Origin of the sequence: Allobosea sp. Tri-44 (assembly GCF_004123845.1) — a bacterium.
Classification (GTDB): Bacteria; Pseudomonadota; Alphaproteobacteria; order Rhizobiales; family Beijerinckiaceae; genus Allobosea.
Genome location: NZ_NBDP01000053.1, coordinates 64022 through 81657, shown reverse-complemented (window position 1 = coordinate 81657; position 17636 = coordinate 64022). Strand labels below are relative to the sequence as shown.

The following is a 17636-nucleotide window of genomic DNA, read 5'->3' as shown; positions in this document are numbered from 1 at the left end:
AGTGGTATCCACTTTTGCGGAACATGCTCAAAGCCCGCGCTCCGCGTCGAGATAGCGTCGCACCCGCATCAGATCGGTGAGCTCGCCGCCAAGCATCACGGCGAGTGCCGGCTTGCCCGCGAAAGCCTCATTGCCCGCTTTGATCCAGGCATAGCCGCGCTGCGGCTCACGAAAAATCAATCGCAGCGCCTTGTGGATGCCCATCAGATTGGAGAGGCGCGCCCTTGTGTCGCGATCGAGGCGGCCGATCTCGCCCGTCTTCCAGCGTCGATAGCTGCGCACCGGCTGGTCGAGCAGCACCGCGGCCTCCTCATCGGTCAGACCCCAGAGCCGGAACAGATTCACGGCGGCGCGGAACATTGCCGCCGCCTCGGCTTCGGTGATCGCCGCAGGCGAGAAGGCGTCCGGCACAGTCGGAATCGGTGAGAGCTGGCTCATCGGGCAATCTCCATTTGGCAGAATATAGGTAAAATGCTGCCAAATGGCAAGACGCAGCGCGAGATGCCACACGCAGCGTCATTCTCGGGCGCAGCGCAGACTGGAGAATCCCAGGGCGAGAAGGTGCTACGGGAAGCACGTTCGGCTTGAGATGCTCGGGTCAGGCCCGAGCATCACGGAGGCCACTCACGCGTCGCGGCCGTCGACCTCGAGCTTGAGCGCCTCGACGGCGTCCTTCACGACGTCGAGCTGTGGGTAGACCACGAGCGCCCGGCGATAGGCGACCATGGCGCGCTTGTCGTCGCCCTGCTGGCGCAGGATCGAGCCGAGCCCCATCATCGCGCCGTAATGGCGTGGCTCGCGCTTCAGCGTCTCGGCGATGTCGAGCATGGAGCGAATCGGATCGCCCTGCAGGAACAGCGCATTGGCCCGCTGATTCCAGCCCTCGGCCCAGTCTGGCTCAAGGGTGACGACGCGGTCGAGCAGTTCGATCGCCAGCGGCAATTCGCGTGCCTTCAGCGCATCCTGCGCCCGGGTCATCAGGAGATCGGCGGTATCCGAGCCCGAGCGAGCCCAGCGCCGCTGGATCAGATTGGCGATGCCCTTCGCCTCTTCCGACGTCTTCGCTGCGGCGAGCCGTTCGAACAGCCGGTCCAGAGTGGCGGCCGGCGTGCGCGACGGCGGCGCTTCCGGCAGATTCGGCTTGTCGTCGCGATCGGCATTCGGCACTGCGCCATCGCGCAGTGGCGACTCCTGCGCAAATCCCGCCGGCGCGGCCACGAAGAGCAGCCCCGGAATCAGCGCAGCACGGGCAAGTCGAGCGAACCTCATACCCCCAAGGTGGGGCCAGCCGGGTCTTACGTCAATTCACGGGCCAGCGAGATCACCAGTGAACAAGAAGAAGCACACGCCAAAAGAGCGGGCTGCACCTTGTGCAGCCCGCTCTTTTAATCTCGACAAGGAAGCCTGCGGCGCGGCGTTGAGCCGCGCGAAGCCTCAGCCCTGACGCGCCTTGAAGCGCTTCTGGACCTTGTTGATGATGTAGACGCGGCCCTTGCGGCGCACGAGCTGGTTGTCGCGGTGACGCGCGCGGAGCGACTTCAGCGAATTGCGGATCTTCATGGTCCGGACTCCCGTCGATCGGCCTTTCGGCCAGACCGGTCAAAAACGAAAGGCGCGACGCGAACCGAACCGGTCCTCATCGAACAAACGACATGCGCGCCTGATGCGATGCCGGCTGTATAAGGATTTTGCTGCGATTGGCAAGGCCCCGAAGCATATTTCCGCCGCCTTGTGCGAGCCGTCATGCTCCCGTCGCAATCGCAGGGCCGCACTGGTAGTGCGGTCAGCGCATACCTAGATTGCACCCTGCGACAGACTTTCCCCGGAGTTTCCTCGATGTTCAACGCCAAGTCCCTCCTCGACGCCCTCGTCAATGCGGGCAGCCAGGTTGGCGCCCAGGGCGGCCAGGCCAGCGGCGGCCTTGGCGGCGTGCTCGGAAATCTCGCCCAGCAGGTCCAGCAGGCCGGCGGCCAGGGCGGCTTGACCGGCATGGCCGGCCAGATCTTCGGCCAGGCGACCCAAGGCGTGCAGGAGGCCGGCCGCAACACCGGCCTGCAGCAGGGCGCGACCGACATCGTCGGCCAGTTCTCCGGCGGCAAGACGCCTGAGCAATTGATCGAGCAGGCCAAGGGCATGCTTGGCGGCAATCAGCTCGCTGCCGGCGCGATGCTCGGCGGGCTCGGCGCACTGATCTTCGGGACCTCGGCCGGCCGCTCGCTCGCCGGTTCCGCCGCCAAGGTCGGCGGTCTCGCCTTGATTGGTGGCCTCGCCTACAAGGCCTTCCAGAACTACCAGGCCGGCAAGCCGCTGCTCGGCGCCGACCAGCAGGCAGTGCTGCCACCTCCATCGGGCTCGGGCTTCGAACCGGAAGCGGCGAGCGACGCCAGCGCCCTGATCTTCATCCGCGCCATGATCGCCGCCTCGGCCTCCGACGGCCATATCGACGAGACCGAGCGCAACGCCATCCTCGGCGGCCTGCGCGAGGCCGGCCTCGACGCGGAAGCCAATGAATGGCTCACCAACGAGCTCGCCAACCCGGCGAGCGTCGACGCGCTGGTCGAGGGCGCCGAGACGCCTGAGCTCGCCGCGCAGATCTATACGGCGGCGCGCGTCGCCATCAATCCGGACACCCCGGCCGAGAAGGACTTCCTCGCTGGTCTCGCCGGCTCGCTCGGCCTGGATGCCGAGCTGGTCGCGAATATCGACGCGGCGGCGAGCGCTGCGAAGGTCTGACCCCTGACGCAGATCTGGGGTGCGTCGGGTGCGGATTGACGCCTGACGTACCCGACCGACCAATGCGGTATGCATTCACCCTCCCCGCATTGGTCGGCGCGCCTGCCGTTCTACTATGGCTGGCTCATCGTCGGCGTCGCCTTCGTCACCATGGCGGTGGCGGTCAGCGCACGCACGTCCTTTTCGCTGCTGCTGCCGCCGCTGATCGATGAATTCGGCTGGGATCGCGGGCTCGCCTCGGGCGCGTTCTCGTTCGGCTTCCTGCTCTCGGCCGTGACCAGCACCTCCGTCGGTCGCGTCATGGACAAGCATGGCCCACGCGTCGTGATCGAGACCGGCGTGGCGATGCTGGCGGCGGGCATGCTGATCGCGCCCGCGATCGGCGCGGCCTGGCACCTCTATGTGACGCTCGGCGTCCTGGTCGGCTGCGGCGCCAATCTGATGAGCTTCTCGGCGCAATCGCAGTTCCTGCCGAACTGGTTCGTGCGCCGCCGTGCTTTTGCGATCAGTATCGCCTTTTCCGGCGTCGGCGTCGGGGCGCTACTGCTCCTGCCCTGGCTGCAATCGATCATCAGCCGCGAAGGCTGGCGCGCCGCCTGCTGGATCATGGGCCTGCTCGTGCTGTTTCTGCTTGGTCCGCTCAACCTGCTCGTGCGTCGCAGGCCGCAGGATCTCGGCCTGCTGCCGGATGGCGAGCGCAGCTCGGCCACGGCCGGGGCGGCGCGCAACGCCGCCGGGGTGGTCGACCAAGCCTGGGTCGCGATCGAATGGACACTCGCCCGCGCACTGCGCACTGCCCCCTTCTGGTGGATCGTGCTCGGCTACTTTTGTGCGATGGTCGCCTGGTATGCGGCGCAGGTCCATCAAACGAAGTATCTGATCGAGGTTGGCTTTTCCCCACTGACGGCGGCCTGGGCACTGGGCCTGGTCAGTGCCGTCGCCATACCCGGCCAGATCGGACTGGGAGCCCTGTCGGACCGCATCGGCCGGGAATGGGTCTGGACGGTAGGTTGCCTGGGCTTCGCCATCTCCTATGCCGCGCTGATCGCGCTGGAGCACACGCCGTCTTCTATCCTGCTCTATGTGATGGTGATCGCCCAAGGCTTTCTGGGCTATGCGCTGACCTCGGTATTGGGCGCGATCGTTGTCGAGATTTTCGAAGGGCCGCAGTTCGGGGCGATCTTCGGGACGATCACGGTGGCTGTACTTGCGGGCGGCGCGGCCGGGCCTTGGCTGGCCGGCACGATTCACGATGCCACCGGCAGCTATCGCCTGGCCTTCCTGCTGGCGATCGCCTGCTGCCTTGTCTCGGCGGCGGCGATCTGGCTGGCGGCGCCGCGAAAGGTGCGGCTGGTGCCGGGGCGTGTCAGGCCTTCCGCTTGATTAGCGAGATGGCCGGTGATCAGGGCGCGCGTTTGACGCCTTGATCGTCCTCGAAGACCGGCCGGAAGAAGCTGCGCTCATAGCTGATGATGAAGCGGTGCTTCTCGTTCTCCGCGACCACGGAGAGGCACTCGGCGTCCTTGAACGAGGCCTCGCGATAGGTTTCGTACTCCGCGAAGGACGGAAAGCTGAACATCGCCAGCGCGACGTTCGACGTGCCTTCCGACGGCATGAAATAGCCGTGGTGCTTGCCGCCGAACCGCTCGACCAGCCGGATCCAGGCCTTGCCATAGGCCTCGAAGGCCGGGAGCTGGTAGGGGTCGACGATGTAACGGAGATGGCAGGTGATCGTCATCGTCAGGCCGCCTTCGCGCTCTTGAGAAACTCGCCCATCCGCCCCAGCGCCCGCTCGATATTCTCGAGCGAGTTGGCATAGGAGAGCCGGATATAGCCTTCGCCGTGGACGCCGAAATCCGGCCCGCCGATGGTGGCGACGCCGGCATCCTCCAGCAGCGCCGAGGCCAGCTTCTTCGCCTTCCAGCCGGTCTGCGAGACGTTCGGGAAGGCATAGAACGCCCCCTTCGGCACGATGCAGGAGACGCCGGGCAGGCCGTTCAGCCCGGCGACCACCGCCTTCCGGCGCCGGTCGAATTCCGCCAGCATCATCGCGACCGCATCTTGTGGGCCGGTCAGCGCGGCCAGGCCCGCCCATTGCGCCGGGGCATTGACGCAGGAATGCGAGTTCACCGCGAGCTTGCGGGCATTGTCGTAGAGCGGCTTCGGCCAGATCGAGAAGCCCATGCGCCAGCCGGTCATGGCATAGGTCTTCGACCAGCCATTGAGCAGGATCAGCCGGTCGCGGATTTCCGGATAGCTCAGCAGGCAGACGTGGCTTTCGCCGTCGTAGAGCATCTGGTCGTAAATCTCGTCCGACATGATCGCGACATCGGGGAAGCGGGCGAGGCCGGCGACGAGCTTGTCGACCTCGGCCTTGGGCGTGACGCCGCCGGTCGGGTTCGCCGGCGAGTTGACGATCAGCAGCCGCGTCTTCGACGTGATCAGCGACAGCGTCTCCTCGGCCGAGAAGGCAAAGCCGTTCTCCTCGCGGATCGGCACCGGGATCGGCGTCGCCCCGGTATACTCGATCATCGAGCGGTAGATCGGGAAGCCGGGATCGGGATAGAGGATCTCGGCGCCGGGCTCGCCGAACATCAGGATCGCCATGAACATGGTGACCTTGCCGCCCGGCACGATCATCACCTCCTCAGGCGAGACATTGACCTGGAAGCGCTTGTGCAGATCGGCGGCGACCGCTTCACGCAGCGGCAGGATGCCGTTCGCCGGCGTGTAGCCGTGATGCCCGTCGCGCAGCGCCTTTACCGCCGCCTCGACGATGTGCTCCGGCGTCGGGAAATCCGGCTGGCCGATGCCGAGATTGATGATGTCCTTGCCCTGGCGCTGCAATTCTGTCGCCCGGGCGAGCACGGCGAAGGCGTTCTCTTCGCCGATCCGGCCGAAGGAAGGGACCACGTGGAGCGTCATGGCGGTTTCCTCTTCAGTCGCGGCCGGTCTGCGCGCCGCCGCATCGTCTCAAACCTGTCTTGGCCGCAAAGCCGGCGGCCGCGCAAGTGCGCCTCTTGCGTCCCGGTCCGGACAGGGACGCATTTGGAACACTTGCAAACTGCGCCGCGGCGACCTTTGCTGGCGCAGGCGCCCTCCAAGCGATTGGCACGGCGCGCCAAGTCGTTGTATGCAGCATACAGCAACTGCGGCAAGCGTCCTTGCCGTTCTGCTCGTGATTGGCATGACCTGCCGATCAAATCGATTTAAAGACGATGCCGAAGCGGCGCGAAGGCCGCCTGGCCGCGAGAGGGAATGACGGGATGGCCAAGACGCCGATTAGCAAGACGCCTAATGGGAAGAAGCCGGTGCGGAAGATCAAGCCGGAGCAGCTGCGCTCCAAGGCCTGGTTCGACAATCCGGCCAATGCCGACATGACCGCGCTCTATATCGAGCGGACCATGAATTTCGGCCTATCGCGCGAGGAGTTGCAGTCGGGCCGCCCGATCATTGGCATCGCCCAGACCGGCTCCGACATCGCCCCGTGCAACCGCCATCATCTCGAGCTCGCCCATCGCGTCCGCGACGGCATCCGCGAAATGGGCGGCGTGCCCTTCGAATTCCCGATCCATCCGATCCAGGAAACCTGCAAGCGGCCGACCGCCTCGCTCGACCGCAACCTGCAATATCTCTCGCTCGTCGAGATCCTCTACGGCTACCCGATCGACGGCGTCGTGCTGACCACGGGCTGCGACAAGACCACCCCGGCGCAGATCATGGCGGCAGCGACCGTCGACATCCCGGCGATCGCGCTGCCGGGTGGGCCGATGCTGAACGGCTCCTTCCGCGGCGAGCGCACCGGCTCGGGCACGATCGTCTGGAAGGCCCGCCAGATGATGGCTGCCGGCGAGATCGACTATCGCGGCTTCGTTGATCTTGTTGCGTCGTCAGCGCCATCCGCGGGTCACTGCAACACCATGGGCACGGCCTCGACCATGAACGCGCTCGCCGAGGCGATGGGCATGACCCTGCCCGGCGCCGCCGCGATCCCCGCCCCCTATCGCGACCGCTACGAGATGGCCTATCTCACCGGCCGTCGCATCGTCGAGATGGTTTGGGAGAACCTGATCCCCTCGAAGATCCTGACCCGCGAGGCCTTCGAGAACACCATCGTCATCAACTCGGCGATCGGCGGCTCGACCAATGCGCCGGTCCACGTCAACGCCATCGCCAAGCATATCGGCGTCAATCTCGACAATGAGGACTGGACCAAGATCGGCTACGACACGCCGCTGCTGGTCAACATGCAGCCGGCCGGCGAATATCTCGGCGAGGACTATTACCGCGCCGGCGGCCTGCCCTCCGTAATCGCCGAGCTGATCGCCAAGGGCAGGCTCAAGCCGGCGATCACCGCCAATGGCAAGACCCATATCGAGAACTGCGAGGGCGCTTTCACCGGCGACCGCAACGTCATCAAGGCCTATGACGAGCCGATGAAGAAGGAGGCCGGGTTCCTCAACCTCTCCGGCAACCTGTTCGACTCGGCGATCATGAAGACCTCGGTGATCACGCCGGAATTCCGCAAGCGCTATCTCGACAACCCGAAGGACCCGATGGCCTTCGAAGGCAAAGCCGTCGTTTTCGACGGGCCGGAGGACTACCACCACCGCATCGACGATCCCGCGCTCGGAATTGACGAGCACACCGTGCTGTTCATCCGCGGCGTCGGTCCCGTCGGCTATCCCGGCGCGGCAGAGGTCGTGAACATGCGGCCGCCGGATTACCTGATCAAGAAGGGGGTCACCGCGCTCGCCTGCGTCGGCGACGGCCGCCAGTCCGGCACGTCGGGCTCGCCCTCGATCCTCAACGCCTCGCCGGAAGCGGCGACAGGCGGCGGGTTGGCGCTGCTGAAGACCGGCGACAAGGTCCGCATCGATCTGAAGAAGCGCACCGCCAACATGCTGATCTCGGACGAGGAGCTCGAAAAGCGCCGCGCCGAATTCAAGGCCGCCGGCGGCTACAAGTATCCGAAGAGCCAGACCCCCTGGCAGGAAATCCAGCGCAAGATCGTCGACGAACTCTCCGAGGGCATGGTGCTGAAGCCGGCGGTCAAGTACCAGAAGATTCACAAGAAATTCGGCATACCGCGCGACAACCACTGACACGGTTCAAGGCCGGCGGCGGACTCCTGCCGCCGGCATTCCCGCGACGCATTCCCGCTCGACGGCAGATGCGCGCAAGCGGGGCTGACAAATCGGCTCAGGGGCGACAGTATGACGCCCCTGAGCTCATTTGAAACGATTTAAAATGACTTACAGCCCGCAAGTCGACGCGTTTCGCCAACTCCACGAATCCGGCTGCTTCGTCATGCCGAACCCCTGGGACGAGGGCTCGGCGCGCTGGTTGCGCGGCCAGGGCTTCAAGGCGTTGGCCTCGACCAGCGCCGGCTTCGCCTTCACGCAGGGGCGCGCCGACCAGGATGTGCCGCGCGACATGATGTTGGCGCATCTGTCGGAGCTGGTGAAGGCGGTCCCCGATTTGCCGATCAACGCCGATTTCGAGAACGGCTATGCCGACACGCCCGACGGCGTCGCCGCCAATATCAAACTCTGCATCGCGACCGGCGTCGCCGGCCTCTCGATCGAGGACGCGACCGGGCGCGCAGGCGAGACGCTCTACCCGTTCGAGCTTGCCGTCGAGCGTGTGAAGGCGGCGCGCCGGGCCGTGGACGAGACCGGTTCCGGCGTGCTGCTGACCGCCCGCGCCGAATGCTTCCTCACCGGCCATCCCGAGCCTCTGAAGGAGGCGGTCCGCCGGATCGAGGCCTTTGCCGAGGCAGGAGCCGACGTGCTCTATGCCCCCGGCCCCAGGACGGTCGCCGACATCGGAGCAATCGTCGCTGCCGCCGGCGGCAAGCCGGTCAACGCTCTGGTCTATGGCGATTTCGGTCTCAGCGTGTCCGACATCGCCGCCGCCGGAGCTCGCCGCATCTCGATCGGCGGTGCCTTGGCGCGGGCCGCCTGGGCCGCCTTCATAGAGGCGACGCGCCTGATCAAGGACGAAGGCAGCTTCAAGGGCTTCGCCGGCAACGGCGCCTCGGCGCCGCTCAACCCATTCTTCCGCGACGACCTCAAGGCGCGCTCGTGAGTGGAGAACTGCTCATCGCCCCGGAATGGCTCGGCAAGAGCGGGCTCTGGCTGATCGATGCCAAGGGCAAGCGCAAGCCGGTCGATGCCGACGATGTCGGCTTGTCGGACGATCTCGCCGACCGGCTGGAGAGCTGGATGGACGTCTTCGACGCCATCTACGACGAGGCCGACGAGGCAGCCTCCGATTTCGCCAGCGAAGCTGAAAGGCTCGCCTGGGAAGCGGAAGGTGCCGCGCTCGCTGGCACCATCGCTGCCGAGCTCGGCTCAAGCTGGCAGATCACCCATGATTTCGCCGTCTGGCGCAAGAAAGTCACGGCATGACCAAGCTTGACTGGACTCCCCGCCCCTTCCCGCCCGCCAAGGTGCTGCAGGGCCGCTGGTGCCGCCTCGAGCCGCTCGATCCGGCCCGCCATCTCGACGACATCTGGCAGGCGATGGCGGGCCACGACCATCTCTGGCAGTGGATGCCGACGATGCCACCGCAAGACAAGGCCGCCTATGGCGAGCTGCTCGCGACGATGGCGGCCAAGGCCGGCATCGTGCCGCTCGCGGTGGTCGACGAGGCCGATGGCAAGGCGAAGGGCCATCTCTGGATCATGGAGATCCGGCCGGAGCACGGCGTCTTCGAAGTCGGCTTCATCACCTATTCGCCGAGCCTGCAACGCACCCGTACTGCAACCGAGGCGATCTATCTCGTCGGCGAGTACGGCTTCTCGCTCGGTTATCGCCGCTATGAATGGAAGTGCAACAACCGCAACGAGCCCTCCAAGCGCGCCGCTCTGCGCTTTGGCTTCCAGTATGAAGGCCTCTTCCGCCAGCATCAGGTGGTGAAGGGCGCCAACCGCGACACGGCCTGGTTCTCGATCCTCGACAGCGAATGGCCGCAGGTCGGGCAGGCCTTCCGGGCCTGGCTCACGCCGGAGAATTTCGACGCCCAAAGCCAGCAGAAGAGCTCGCTGGCCGATTGCATGAAGACTGCTGGGGCCGCCTGAGATGGCCCTGCGTCGCGCCACGACCGAGGATATTCCGGCGATCGTCGCGCTGACTGAGGCCGCCTATCTGCCAAACGAGAGCATCATCGGCGTGCCTTCGCTGCCGCGCATCGCCAACTACCGGCAGGTGCTGGCGGAACATGAAATCTGGCTCGCCGAAAGCGAAGGCGCGCTCGATGGCGTTCTGGTGCTCGAGGACGAGCCGGCGAAGTTCACGCTCTGGAGCATCGCGGTCTCGCCGGCAGCCACCGGCAAGAAGGTCGGCTCTCGGTTGATGGATTTCACCGAGGAGCGCGCCCGCGCCCTCGGCCACGACGCCGTCCATCTCTACACCCACGTCAAGCTCGCCGACCGCATCGGCTGGTATGAGCGGCTCGGCTACCAGACCACCCATTACGAGGATCTGCCGGACCGCCGGCTGATCCATATGCGCAAAAGCCTTCGATAATCGGAAAGTAAGGGAAGAAACGACATGGCAGGACGTTTGAAGGGCAAGGTCGCAGTGGTGACCGCAGCCGGCCAGGGCATTGGCCGGGCGATTGCCGAGGCCTTCGTCGCCGAGGGCGCGACCGTCTGGGCGACCGACAAGGACGTCGCCCTGCTCGACGGCATCCCGAAGGCGAAGAAGCGCAAGCTCGACGTGCTCTCGACCAAGGCGGTCGAAGCCTTCGCCGAGAAGGTCGGCACCATCGACATCCTCGTCAACGCCGCCGGCTACGTCCATCACGGCACGATTCTGGAGTGCGACGACAAGGCCTGGGAGTTCTCCTTCGACCTCAACGTCAAGTCGATGCACCGCACGATCAAGGCCTTCGTCCCCGGCATGCTCGCCGCCGGCAAGGGCTCGATCGTCAACATCGCCTCGGGCGCCGGCTCGGTACGCGGCATCCCGAACCGCTATGTCTACGGCGCGACCAAGGCGGCGGTGATCGGCCTGACCAAGGCGGTCGCGGCCGACTACATCAAGAAGGGCATCCGCTCGAACGCGATCTGCCCCGGCACGATCCAGTCGCCCTCGCTCGACCACCGCATCATCGAGCTCGCCAAGGTGACGAAGACGACCGAGGCAGCCGCCCGTCAGGCCTTCGTCGACCGCCAGCCCATGGGCCGCCTCGGCACCGCCGAGGAGATCGCCTGGCTCGCCGTCTATCTCGGCTCGGACGAGGCGAGCTACACCACCGGCCAGATCCATCTCGCCGATGGCGGCTTCGCGCTCTGAGTAGCACGGGAGTAGCGCCGTGCACGTCCTGATCACTGGCGCCGCCGGCATGATCGGCCAGCGGCTCGCCGCGCGCATCGCTCGCGAGGGCATGTGTGCCGGTAGGCCGCTATCGCGACTGACGCTGACCGACGTCGTGGCGCCGCCGCGACCGGCCGGGTTCGATGGGCCGATCGACATCCGCACCGAGGATTCGAGTTCGGCTGCGATCGCGACCGAACTCGCCGCCCTTCGGCCCGACATCATCTTCCACCTCGCCGCGATTATCTCCGGCGAGGCGGAGCGCGATTTCGACAAGGGCTACCGCATCAATCTCGACGGGATGCGGAACCTGCTCGAGGCGATCCGGCAGGAGAGCGCGAAGAACGGTCTCTATGTGCCCAAGCTCGTCTTCTCCTCGTCGAGCGGCATCTTCGGAGCACCCTTCCCGCCTGCGATCTCTGACGAGTTCCACGTCACGCCGCTGACCAGCTACGGCGCGCAGAAGGCGATCGGCGAATTGCTGCTCGCGGACTATTCGCGCCGCGGCTTCGTCGAGGGCGTCGGCATCCGCTTCCCCTCGATCGTGATCCGGCCCGGCAAGCCCAATGCCTCGGCCGGCGGCTTCTTCTCCGGCATTATACGCGAGCCGCTGCAGGGCCAGGAGGCGCTGCTTCCCGTCGGGGACGATGTGCTCTTCACCCATGCCAGCCCGCGCTCGGCCGTCGGCTTCCTGCTGCACGGCGCTTCGCTCACGCGGGAGCAGCTCGGCCTGCGTATCAACCTGAGCATGCCGGGCGTCTGCGTCACCGTCGGCGAGCAGATCGAGGCGCTGCGCCGCATCGCCGGCGACAGGGCAGTGAAACTGATCAGGCGCGCTCCGGATCCGGCGGCCGCCGACATCGTCAAGGGCTGGCCGACCCGCTTCGATGCCCGCCGCGCGCTGTCGCTCGGCTTCCGGGCCGAACAGGATTTCGACGAGATCATCCGCGTCCATATCGAGGACGATCTCGGCGGCCGCCTACCCAACTGAACGCAAGAACCACGATCGGACATAAAGACATGCATATCCTCGTCATCGGCGGCGCCGGCATGGTCGGCCGCAAGTTCATCGAGCGCCTGGCGCGCGACGGCGGCCTCGGCGGCAAGGCGATCGACAAGGTGACGGCGCAGGACGTCTTCCCGGCTTCGGCACCGGCGAATGCGCCCTTCGCCTTCGAGTCGCTGACCTCCGACCTGTCGCAGCCGGGCGAGGCCGAGAAGCTGATCGCCTCGCGGCCGGAGCTGATCGTCCATCTCGCGGCGATCGTCTCCGGCGAGGCCGAGGCCGATTTCGACAAGGGCTACCGCATCAATCTCGACGGCACGCGCTACCTCTTCGACGCGATCCGCCTTGTCGGCGACGGCTACAAGCCGCGCGTGATCTTCACCTCCTCGATCGCCGTCTTCGGCGCGCCCTTCCATGACAAGATCGAGGACGAGTTCTTCACCACGCCGCTGACCAGCTACGGCACGCAGAAGGCGATCGGCGAGCTTCTGCTTTGCGACTACAGCCGCCGCGGCTTTTTCGATGGCGTCGGCATCCGCCTGCCGACGATCTGCGTGCGCCCCGGCGCACCGAACAAAGCGGCCTCCGGCTTCTTCTCCAACATCATCCGCGAGCCGCTCGCCGGGCAGGAGGCCGTGCTGCCGGTCTCCGACCAGGTTCGCCACTGGCACGCCTCGCCGCGCTCTGCCGTCGGCTTCCTCGTCCATGCCGCGACCATGGACACCGGCGTGATCGGCCCGCGCCGGGTGCTGACCATGCCGGGCTATTCGGCGACCGTCGCCGAGCAGATCGAGGCGCTGCGCAAGGTCGCCGGCGAGAACGTGGTGAAGCGGATCAAGCGCGTGCCCGACCCGGTGATCGACACCATCGTCGCCGGCTGGCCGCGCAATTTCGATGCGAAGCGCGCACCCTCACTCGGCTTCAAGGCGGAATCGAGCTTCGAGGAGATCATCCGCGCCCATATCGACGACGAGCTCGGCGGCACATTCGTCGCGTGAGTATTGGCCTGGGCATGGATAGCGTCGCGCGCCCGATACAAACGCTTGCCATCTGTGCATGTTGGAGGCTGCCCCCGCCACGCTGGGGCAGCCTTTGGAACATTGAGGGGGGTTTATGAGCAAACTGGTTCGCGTGTCCGGGCGCACATCCGCAGTCGCCACCTTTCTGGCAGCCGGCCTCTGGGCCGCTACGGCGGCGGCCAATCCAGCGACCGAAGAATATGATTGTTCGCCCAGCCTTCCCCAAGGCAAGCGGGTGACGGTCGATTTCAATTCCGGCCACCAGTCGATCACCGTCACCTTTCCGAACGGCAGCTCGTATCAGCTGCCGAAAGCCATGTCGGCCTCGGGCGTGCGCTATGCCGGCAGCAATGTCGAAATATTCGAGCGAGGCGCGAGGCCGCTCGTCCTCAATGTCGGCGGACAGCCGTCGCGCGAATGCATCCGCGTGAAGCCTCGCTGAGCGGCGTCCCATCCTAGCCTGCATTTCGCAGGCCCGGACTGGCGGCGCGCGGACGCGCTATGGCAGCTTCCTCAGCATCAGTGGCGCGCCGACCGCCGGGTCCTTGCGCCACTGCCCGCCCTCGAAGACCAGCTCGACCTTGTGGCCCTTGCGGGCGATCAGCTCGAGCCGGCCTGCCTCATAGCGCCAGGCGATAGGCGAAAAGATCGTCAGCCCGGTATCGGGACAGAGCCCGTCGAAACTCACGACTGACGCACCTGCATTGGCGGACGGGCTGGTCGAGAGCACGAGCTTGCAGATGTCGCGCCCGGCTTGCCGCATCACGGTATAGCGGCCAGGCACGCTCCCTGCCGCGGGCGCACTCGCAGGATCGACAGCAGTCGGACGCGCCGCTGCCGTCGCCGCGAGCTCCGCGCGGCCCGGTGTCGGTCGTGCCGCGGCGCGGACGTACCCCTTCGGATCGAGGCCATACTGGCTGCCATCATTGCCCTTGCCGCGGCGCCCGGGATCGGCTTTCTCGTCGAAACTCACGAGCGCCTTGCCGGAGCCATCGAGCAGGCGCGGCGCGCCACCGGACACGTCCCAGGCGACGACATCATCCAGCATCGGCAGAGCGCGCCGGCACGTCGCCGGGAAACGGATCTGCCGGCCCTGCCCTGCGACCTCTGCCCCGAAGGTCACGGTGCATTTCCGCGACGCGCCGAGCTTCTCGATGTCCCAGGAGCCGATGAACGGCTTCAACGCCTCGGGCGCCTGCTCGGCGCCGCGCGGCAGCGGCGCCGTCTGTGCTCCAGCGGGCGAGACGGACAGCAGAGCCAGAGCGGCAATGATCGCACCTCGCCGCATGAGGCGTGCCCCTGTCGTGATCAGGCTTTTGTCCATGGCGTCTCGGCAACCGGTGTCAAAGGACCCTTGCCATCGAACCATGAAACCAGGTTGTCGACCAGAAGCTGACCCATCTGTTCGCGCGTATGCACCGATGCCGAGCCGACATGCGGCAAGAGCACGATGTGATCCATCGCGATCAGCTCGGCCGGCACGCGCGGCTCGTCCTCGAATACGTCGAGGCCAGCGGAGAGGATCGTCTTGGACTTCAGCGCCTCGATCAGCGCTAGCTCGTCGATCACCGTACCACGCCCCACATTGACGACGATGCCGTTCGGCCCGAGCGCCCTCAGCACCTCGGCGTTGATGATGTGATAGGTCGAGTCGCCGCCCGGCGCGACCGAGACCAGCGTGTCGACATCGGCCGCCATCTCGGCGAGCGAAGGATAGTAGCGATAGGTCACATCGGCCTGCCGCGAGCGGCCATGATAGGCGATCGGCACGTCGAAGGCTTCGAGCCGACGCGCCACGGCCTTGCCGATCCGCCCGAGCCCGACGATGCCGATCTTGCGCTTGCGCAGCGAAGTCGTCAGCGGGTAGGCGCCCGAGAGCCACTTGCCGGCGCGCAGATAGCGGTCGACCTGCGGCAATTGCCGGACAGTCGCAAGCAGGAGGCCGATGGCAAGGTCGGCGACCTCGTCGGTCAGCACGTCCGGCGTATTGGTGACGAGGATGCCGCGCTTGCCGGCGGCAGTCGCGTCGACATTGTCATAGCCGACGCCGAAATTCGAGACGATCTCGAGCTTGGGCAGCGCATCGAACAGAGCATCGTCGATGCGCACATGTGCGCCGCCGCCAGCGACGCCGCGCACGCGATCCTTCACGGCCGCCAGCGCCGCCTGGCGATCCTGCTCCTTCCAGAGCTCATGCACGGTGAAGCGCGCCCTGAGCTGGTCGGCGGCATAGGCCATCAGCGGCCCGGTCATGACGATCTCGATCTTGTTCTGCGCGGTCATGGTCCTGCTTTCGTGGAACGCGTGCGTGGCTTGATTTCAAACTCTTAAAACGATTAAATCAACATAGCCGCCAGAAAGGCGCCGGGGAATTCCCAGCGCGCGCAAGTAGGGGCTGCTTGCAGAGCCGGTTATGACATCCCGGCTCGGCTGTCTATTCAGCTCCATATAGTATGATTTAATCACGCGATTTTGCTCGCAATCGCCTCCGCTCGACCGGCGAGCAGACGCAGTGTGCTGTTCAGACTGTCGATCACCAGCCCGCTCATCCGCGCCGCCGCGAGCTCGCCATCGCGCTGCACGATCGCCTCGAGCACACGCTCATGATCGATCAATGACGCCGTGAAAAAGAAGCGGTCGTCCGGCGCCTTCAGGAACAGCGACCATTGGATCGTTGCACACACAGCAGGCGCGAGGCACTGCAGCGGCGGATTGCGGGTCGCGGCGAAGATCGCCTCGTGAAAGGCGAGGTCGGCATTGACCGTCCGCTCGGCATAGGGCGGGTTCTCGACCATGCCGCGATAGGCCGCCTCGACCCGCTGCAGATCGGCCGCACTGCGCCGCTGCGCTGCGAGGCGAGCGGCGCTCGGCTCAACGAAAAGCCTGAGTTCGAAGAGGTCGCGGATGAACTTCTCGTTCGGATCGGCTTCGAAATGCCAGGCAAGGACATCCGGGTCGAGCAGGTTCCAGGCCTCGCGCGGCGCCACCCGCGTGCCGCTTTTCGGCTTGGCCTCGACCAGCCCCTTGCCACTGAGGAATTTGACCGCCTCGCGATAGGCGGTGCGCGAGACCGAAATCTCGCCCTTCAGATCGTCCTCGTTCGGCAGCAGCGCGCCGGCCGGCGACGCCCCGGTGATGATCGCGACCGCAAGACGGTGCGCCACCTGGCCGAAAAGCCGGTCGGGGTTGAGCCTCGTCGGGCGCGCCTGGACATGGAGCCGCATCGAACCTACGCTTTTCCTCCAAACATCGGCAGCGTCGGAGAGCTCGCCCCGCTGGCCGCCCGGCGCTTGACACGCCTCTTTCTATCGTATGACTTTATCCGCGAACGAGGTTGACGCAACAGGCGGCTCGCCTGGATTGCGTGGTCTCGTGTCGATCGGTCGTCAGAAGCCGATGATCTGCAGCGCCGCCGACGGGGATTGTGTCAGGCACCCCGGGGCAACCTAAAGAGCGGGAGAGAAACCAAAGATGGCATCCGTCCAGATTGCCGACGTGCGCAAGGCCTATGGCTCGACGCAGGTCATTCACGGCGTCGATATCGACATCAACGATGGCGAATTCGTCATCCTGGTCGGCCCGTCGGGCTGCGGAAAATCGACCTTGCTGCGCATGATCGCCGGCCTCGAGAACATCACCGGCGGCGAGATCCGCATCGGCCCGCGCGTCGTCAACGACGTGCCGCCGAAAGAGCGCGACATCGCCATGGTCTTCCAGAACTATGCGCTCTATCCGCATATGACGGTGGCCGACAACATGGCCTTCTCGATGAAGCTGCGGAAGGCGCCCAAAGCCGAGATCGACGAGCGCGTCGGCAAGGCCGCCGGCATCCTCGGCCTCGACAAGCTGCTCGACCGCTATCCGCGCCAGCTCTCCGGCGGCCAGCGCCAGCGCGTCGCCATGGGCCGCGCCATCGTCCGCGATCCGCAGGTCTTCCTCTTCGACGAGCCGCTGTCGAACCTCGACGCCAAGCTGCGCGTGCAGATGCGCACCGAGATCAAGGAACTGCACCAGCGCCTCAAGACCACGACGGTCTACGTCACCCACGACCAGATCGAAGCCATGACCATGGCCGACAAGATCGTCGTGATGCATGACGGCATCGTCGAGCAGATGGGCGCCCCGTTGGATCTGTACGACAACCCCACCAACCTCTTTGTCGCCGCCTTCATCGGCTCGCCCTCGATGAACCTGCTGAAGGGCACGATCCGCGCCAACGGCTTCGAGACCGAAGGCGGCGTGATCTGGCCGATCGGCAAGCATCCGGCGGATTCGAATGACCGGGCCGCCGTGTTCGGCATCCGCCCCGAGCATATCCAGCTCGATTCCTCCGGCCTGCCGGCCGAGGTCGTGGTCATCGAACCGATGGGCTCCGAGACCCAGGTTATCGTGCGCTGCGGCGGCCAGAGCCTGACCTGCATCTTCCGCGAGCGCATCACCGCCAAGCCCGGCGAGAACATCCATATCCGGCCCGATACCTCGGTCACGCATCTCTTCGACGCGGCGACGGGCAAGCGCATCTGATATATTGAGGGCCGCTGCACGGAGAATACT

Annotated in this window: 20 protein-coding genes; 12 read left to right on the top strand and 8 right to left on the bottom strand. The window is 65.9% G+C overall.

Features of this window, described 5'->3' with window-relative positions:
• Nucleotides 1-27 precede the first annotated feature (27 nt).
• The 3 genes from B6S44_RS25440 to ykgO form a co-directional block, all read right to left on the bottom strand.
• A complete protein-coding gene (locus tag B6S44_RS25440) occupies nucleotides 28-438 on the bottom strand; it encodes an MbcA/ParS/Xre antitoxin family protein (protein ID WP_129159670.1) in 411 nt (136 codons plus the stop codon).
• A 186-nt stretch (nucleotides 439-624) separates the two neighbouring features.
• Nucleotides 625-1269, bottom strand: a complete 645-nt coding sequence (locus B6S44_RS25435) for a tetratricopeptide repeat protein (RefSeq protein ID WP_129159669.1) — start codon at nucleotides 1267-1269, stop codon at nucleotides 625-627.
• Nucleotides 1270-1434: 165 nt separating this feature from the next.
• Entirely contained in the window at nucleotides 1435-1560 is a 126-nt protein-coding gene (ykgO, locus tag B6S44_RS25430; RefSeq protein ID WP_038363015.1) for a type B 50S ribosomal protein L36, read from the bottom strand.
• Between the two features lie 276 nt (nucleotides 1561-1836).
• Here ykgO and B6S44_RS25425 point away from each other — a divergent pair, with 276 nt between their 5' ends.
• Together B6S44_RS25425 and B6S44_RS25420 are read left to right on the top strand one after the other, a co-directional pair.
• Nucleotides 1837-2733, top strand: coding sequence for a tellurite resistance TerB family protein (locus tag B6S44_RS25425; protein WP_129159668.1), 897 nt, complete (start codon nucleotides 1837-1839; stop codon nucleotides 2731-2733).
• Nucleotides 2734-2802: 69 nt separating this feature from the next.
• Nucleotides 2803-4116: an MFS transporter gene (locus B6S44_RS25420; protein ID WP_129159667.1), complete on the top strand. Its 1314-nt coding sequence runs from the start codon at nucleotides 2803-2805 to the stop codon at nucleotides 4114-4116.
• Nucleotides 4117-4135: 19 nt separating this feature from the next.
• Here the strand turns inward: B6S44_RS25420 and B6S44_RS25415 are convergent, their stop codons facing one another.
• Together B6S44_RS25415 and B6S44_RS25410 are read right to left on the bottom strand one after the other, a co-directional pair.
• Nucleotides 4136-4471 (bottom strand): NIPSNAP family protein, encoded by a 336-nt coding sequence (locus tag B6S44_RS25415; RefSeq protein WP_129159666.1) that lies wholly within the window; start codon nucleotides 4469-4471, stop codon nucleotides 4136-4138.
• A 2-nt stretch (nucleotides 4472-4473) separates the two neighbouring features.
• A complete protein-coding gene (locus B6S44_RS25410) occupies nucleotides 4474-5658 on the bottom strand; it encodes a pyridoxal phosphate-dependent aminotransferase (protein ID WP_129159665.1) in 1185 nt (394 codons plus the stop codon).
• Between the two features lie 341 nt (nucleotides 5659-5999).
• Between B6S44_RS25410 and B6S44_RS25405 the strand changes: the two genes are divergently transcribed.
• From B6S44_RS25405 to B6S44_RS25365, 9 genes are all read left to right on the top strand, one after another.
• Nucleotides 6000-7838, top strand: a complete 1839-nt coding sequence (locus B6S44_RS25405; RefSeq protein WP_129159664.1) for an IlvD/Edd family dehydratase — start codon at nucleotides 6000-6002, stop codon at nucleotides 7836-7838.
• Nucleotides 7839-7983: 145 nt separating this feature from the next.
• On the top strand, nucleotides 7984-8823 hold the full coding sequence (locus tag B6S44_RS25400) for an isocitrate lyase/PEP mutase family protein (protein ID WP_129159663.1): 840 nt from the start codon (nucleotides 7984-7986) through the stop codon (nucleotides 8821-8823).
• Entirely contained in the window at nucleotides 8820-9146 is a 327-nt protein-coding gene (locus B6S44_RS25395) for a hypothetical protein (protein ID WP_129159662.1), read from the top strand. Before B6S44_RS25400 ends, B6S44_RS25395 begins: the two co-directional genes overlap by 4 nt.
• Nucleotides 9143-9817 carry a GNAT family N-acetyltransferase gene (locus B6S44_RS25390; protein WP_129159661.1) on the top strand — a complete coding sequence of 225 codons (675 nt, stop codon included), beginning with the start codon at nucleotides 9143-9145 and terminating at the stop codon, nucleotides 9815-9817. The genes B6S44_RS25395 and B6S44_RS25390 overlap by 4 nt, the downstream gene beginning before the upstream one ends.
• Before the next feature lies 1 nt (nucleotide 9818).
• On the top strand, nucleotides 9819-10265 hold the full coding sequence (locus B6S44_RS25385; RefSeq protein WP_129159660.1) for a GNAT family N-acetyltransferase: 447 nt from the start codon (nucleotides 9819-9821) through the stop codon (nucleotides 10263-10265).
• A 24-nt stretch (nucleotides 10266-10289) separates the two neighbouring features.
• Nucleotides 10290-11036: an SDR family oxidoreductase gene (locus B6S44_RS25380; RefSeq protein ID WP_129159659.1), complete on the top strand. Its 747-nt coding sequence runs from the start codon at nucleotides 10290-10292 to the stop codon at nucleotides 11034-11036.
• Between the two features lie 19 nt (nucleotides 11037-11055).
• Entirely contained in the window at nucleotides 11056-12048 is a 993-nt protein-coding gene (denD, locus tag B6S44_RS25375) for a D-erythronate dehydrogenase (protein ID WP_129159658.1), read from the top strand.
• A gap of 29 nt (nucleotides 12049-12077) precedes the next feature.
• Nucleotides 12078-13061 (top strand): D-erythronate dehydrogenase, encoded by a 984-nt coding sequence (gene denD / locus B6S44_RS25370; protein ID WP_129159657.1) that lies wholly within the window; start codon nucleotides 12078-12080, stop codon nucleotides 13059-13061.
• Nucleotides 13062-13176: 115 nt separating this feature from the next.
• The gene (locus tag B6S44_RS25365) at nucleotides 13177-13524 is read left to right on the top strand and encodes an MliC family protein (RefSeq protein ID WP_129159656.1); all 348 of its coding nucleotides are present in this window, start codon (nucleotides 13177-13179) and stop codon (nucleotides 13522-13524) included.
• Between the two features lie 57 nt (nucleotides 13525-13581).
• Here the strand turns inward: B6S44_RS25365 and B6S44_RS25360 are convergent, their stop codons facing one another.
• The 3 genes from B6S44_RS25360 to B6S44_RS25350 all read right to left on the bottom strand — a co-directional run bounded on the left by B6S44_RS25360 (nucleotide 13582) and on the right by B6S44_RS25350 (nucleotide 16306).
• The gene (locus B6S44_RS25360) at nucleotides 13582-14406 is read right to left on the bottom strand and encodes an AprI/Inh family metalloprotease inhibitor (RefSeq protein WP_164985960.1); all 825 of its coding nucleotides are present in this window, start codon (nucleotides 14404-14406) and stop codon (nucleotides 13582-13584) included.
• Nucleotides 14391-15365, bottom strand: coding sequence for a 2-hydroxyacid dehydrogenase (locus B6S44_RS25355; protein ID WP_129159654.1), 975 nt, complete (start codon nucleotides 15363-15365; stop codon nucleotides 14391-14393). Before B6S44_RS25355 ends, B6S44_RS25360 begins: the two co-directional genes overlap by 16 nt.
• A gap of 179 nt (nucleotides 15366-15544) precedes the next feature.
• Nucleotides 15545-16306 carry a FadR/GntR family transcriptional regulator gene (locus tag B6S44_RS25350; protein ID WP_129159653.1) on the bottom strand — a complete coding sequence of 254 codons (762 nt, stop codon included), beginning with the start codon at nucleotides 16304-16306 and terminating at the stop codon, nucleotides 15545-15547.
• A gap of 247 nt (nucleotides 16307-16553) precedes the next feature.
• Here B6S44_RS25350 and B6S44_RS25345 point away from each other — a divergent pair, with 247 nt between their 5' ends.
• Entirely contained in the window at nucleotides 16554-17606 is a 1053-nt protein-coding gene (locus B6S44_RS25345) for an ABC transporter ATP-binding protein (RefSeq protein WP_129159652.1), read from the top strand.
• Nucleotides 17607-17636: the final 30 nt, after the last annotated feature.

Bases quoted from the DNA above. Each gene is read 5' to 3' on its own strand.
- B6S44_RS25440 (WP_129159670.1), bottom strand. From the start codon at position 438: ATGAGCCAGCTCTCACCGATTCCGACTGTGCCGGACGCCTTCTCGCCT.
- B6S44_RS25435 (WP_129159669.1), bottom strand. From the start codon at position 1,269: ATGAGGTTCGCTCGACTTGCCCGTGCTGCGCTGATTCCGGGGCTGCTC.
- ykgO (WP_038363015.1), bottom strand. From the start codon at position 1,560: ATGAAGATCCGCAATTCGCTGAAGTCGCTCCGCGCGCGTCACCGCGAC.
- B6S44_RS25425 (WP_129159668.1), top strand. From the start codon at position 1,837: ATGTTCAACGCCAAGTCCCTCCTCGACGCCCTCGTCAATGCGGGCAGC.
- B6S44_RS25420 (WP_129159667.1), top strand. From the start codon at position 2,803: ATGCATTCACCCTCCCCGCATTGGTCGGCGCGCCTGCCGTTCTACTAT.
- B6S44_RS25415 (WP_129159666.1), bottom strand. From the start codon at position 4,471: ATGACGATCACCTGCCATCTCCGTTACATCGTCGACCCCTACCAGCTC.
- B6S44_RS25410 (WP_129159665.1), bottom strand. From the start codon at position 5,658: ATGACGCTCCACGTGGTCCCTTCCTTCGGCCGGATCGGCGAAGAGAAC.
- B6S44_RS25405 (WP_129159664.1), top strand. From the start codon at position 6,000: ATGGCCAAGACGCCGATTAGCAAGACGCCTAATGGGAAGAAGCCGGTG.
- B6S44_RS25400 (WP_129159663.1), top strand. From the start codon at position 7,984: ATGACTTACAGCCCGCAAGTCGACGCGTTTCGCCAACTCCACGAATCC.
- B6S44_RS25390 (WP_129159661.1), top strand. From the start codon at position 9,143: ATGACCAAGCTTGACTGGACTCCCCGCCCCTTCCCGCCCGCCAAGGTG.
- B6S44_RS25385 (WP_129159660.1), top strand. From the start codon at position 9,819: ATGGCCCTGCGTCGCGCCACGACCGAGGATATTCCGGCGATCGTCGCG.
- B6S44_RS25380 (WP_129159659.1), top strand. From the start codon at position 10,290: ATGGCAGGACGTTTGAAGGGCAAGGTCGCAGTGGTGACCGCAGCCGGC.
- denD (WP_129159657.1), top strand. From the start codon at position 12,078: ATGCATATCCTCGTCATCGGCGGCGCCGGCATGGTCGGCCGCAAGTTC.
- B6S44_RS25365 (WP_129159656.1), top strand. From the start codon at position 13,177: ATGAGCAAACTGGTTCGCGTGTCCGGGCGCACATCCGCAGTCGCCACC.
- B6S44_RS25360 (WP_164985960.1), bottom strand. From the start codon at position 14,406: ATGGACAAAAGCCTGATCACGACAGGGGCACGCCTCATGCGGCGAGGT.
- B6S44_RS25355 (WP_129159654.1), bottom strand. From the start codon at position 15,365: ATGACCGCGCAGAACAAGATCGAGATCGTCATGACCGGGCCGCTGATG.
- B6S44_RS25350 (WP_129159653.1), bottom strand. From the start codon at position 16,306: ATGCGGCTCCATGTCCAGGCGCGCCCGACGAGGCTCAACCCCGACCGG.
- B6S44_RS25345 (WP_129159652.1), top strand. From the start codon at position 16,554: ATGGCATCCGTCCAGATTGCCGACGTGCGCAAGGCCTATGGCTCGACG.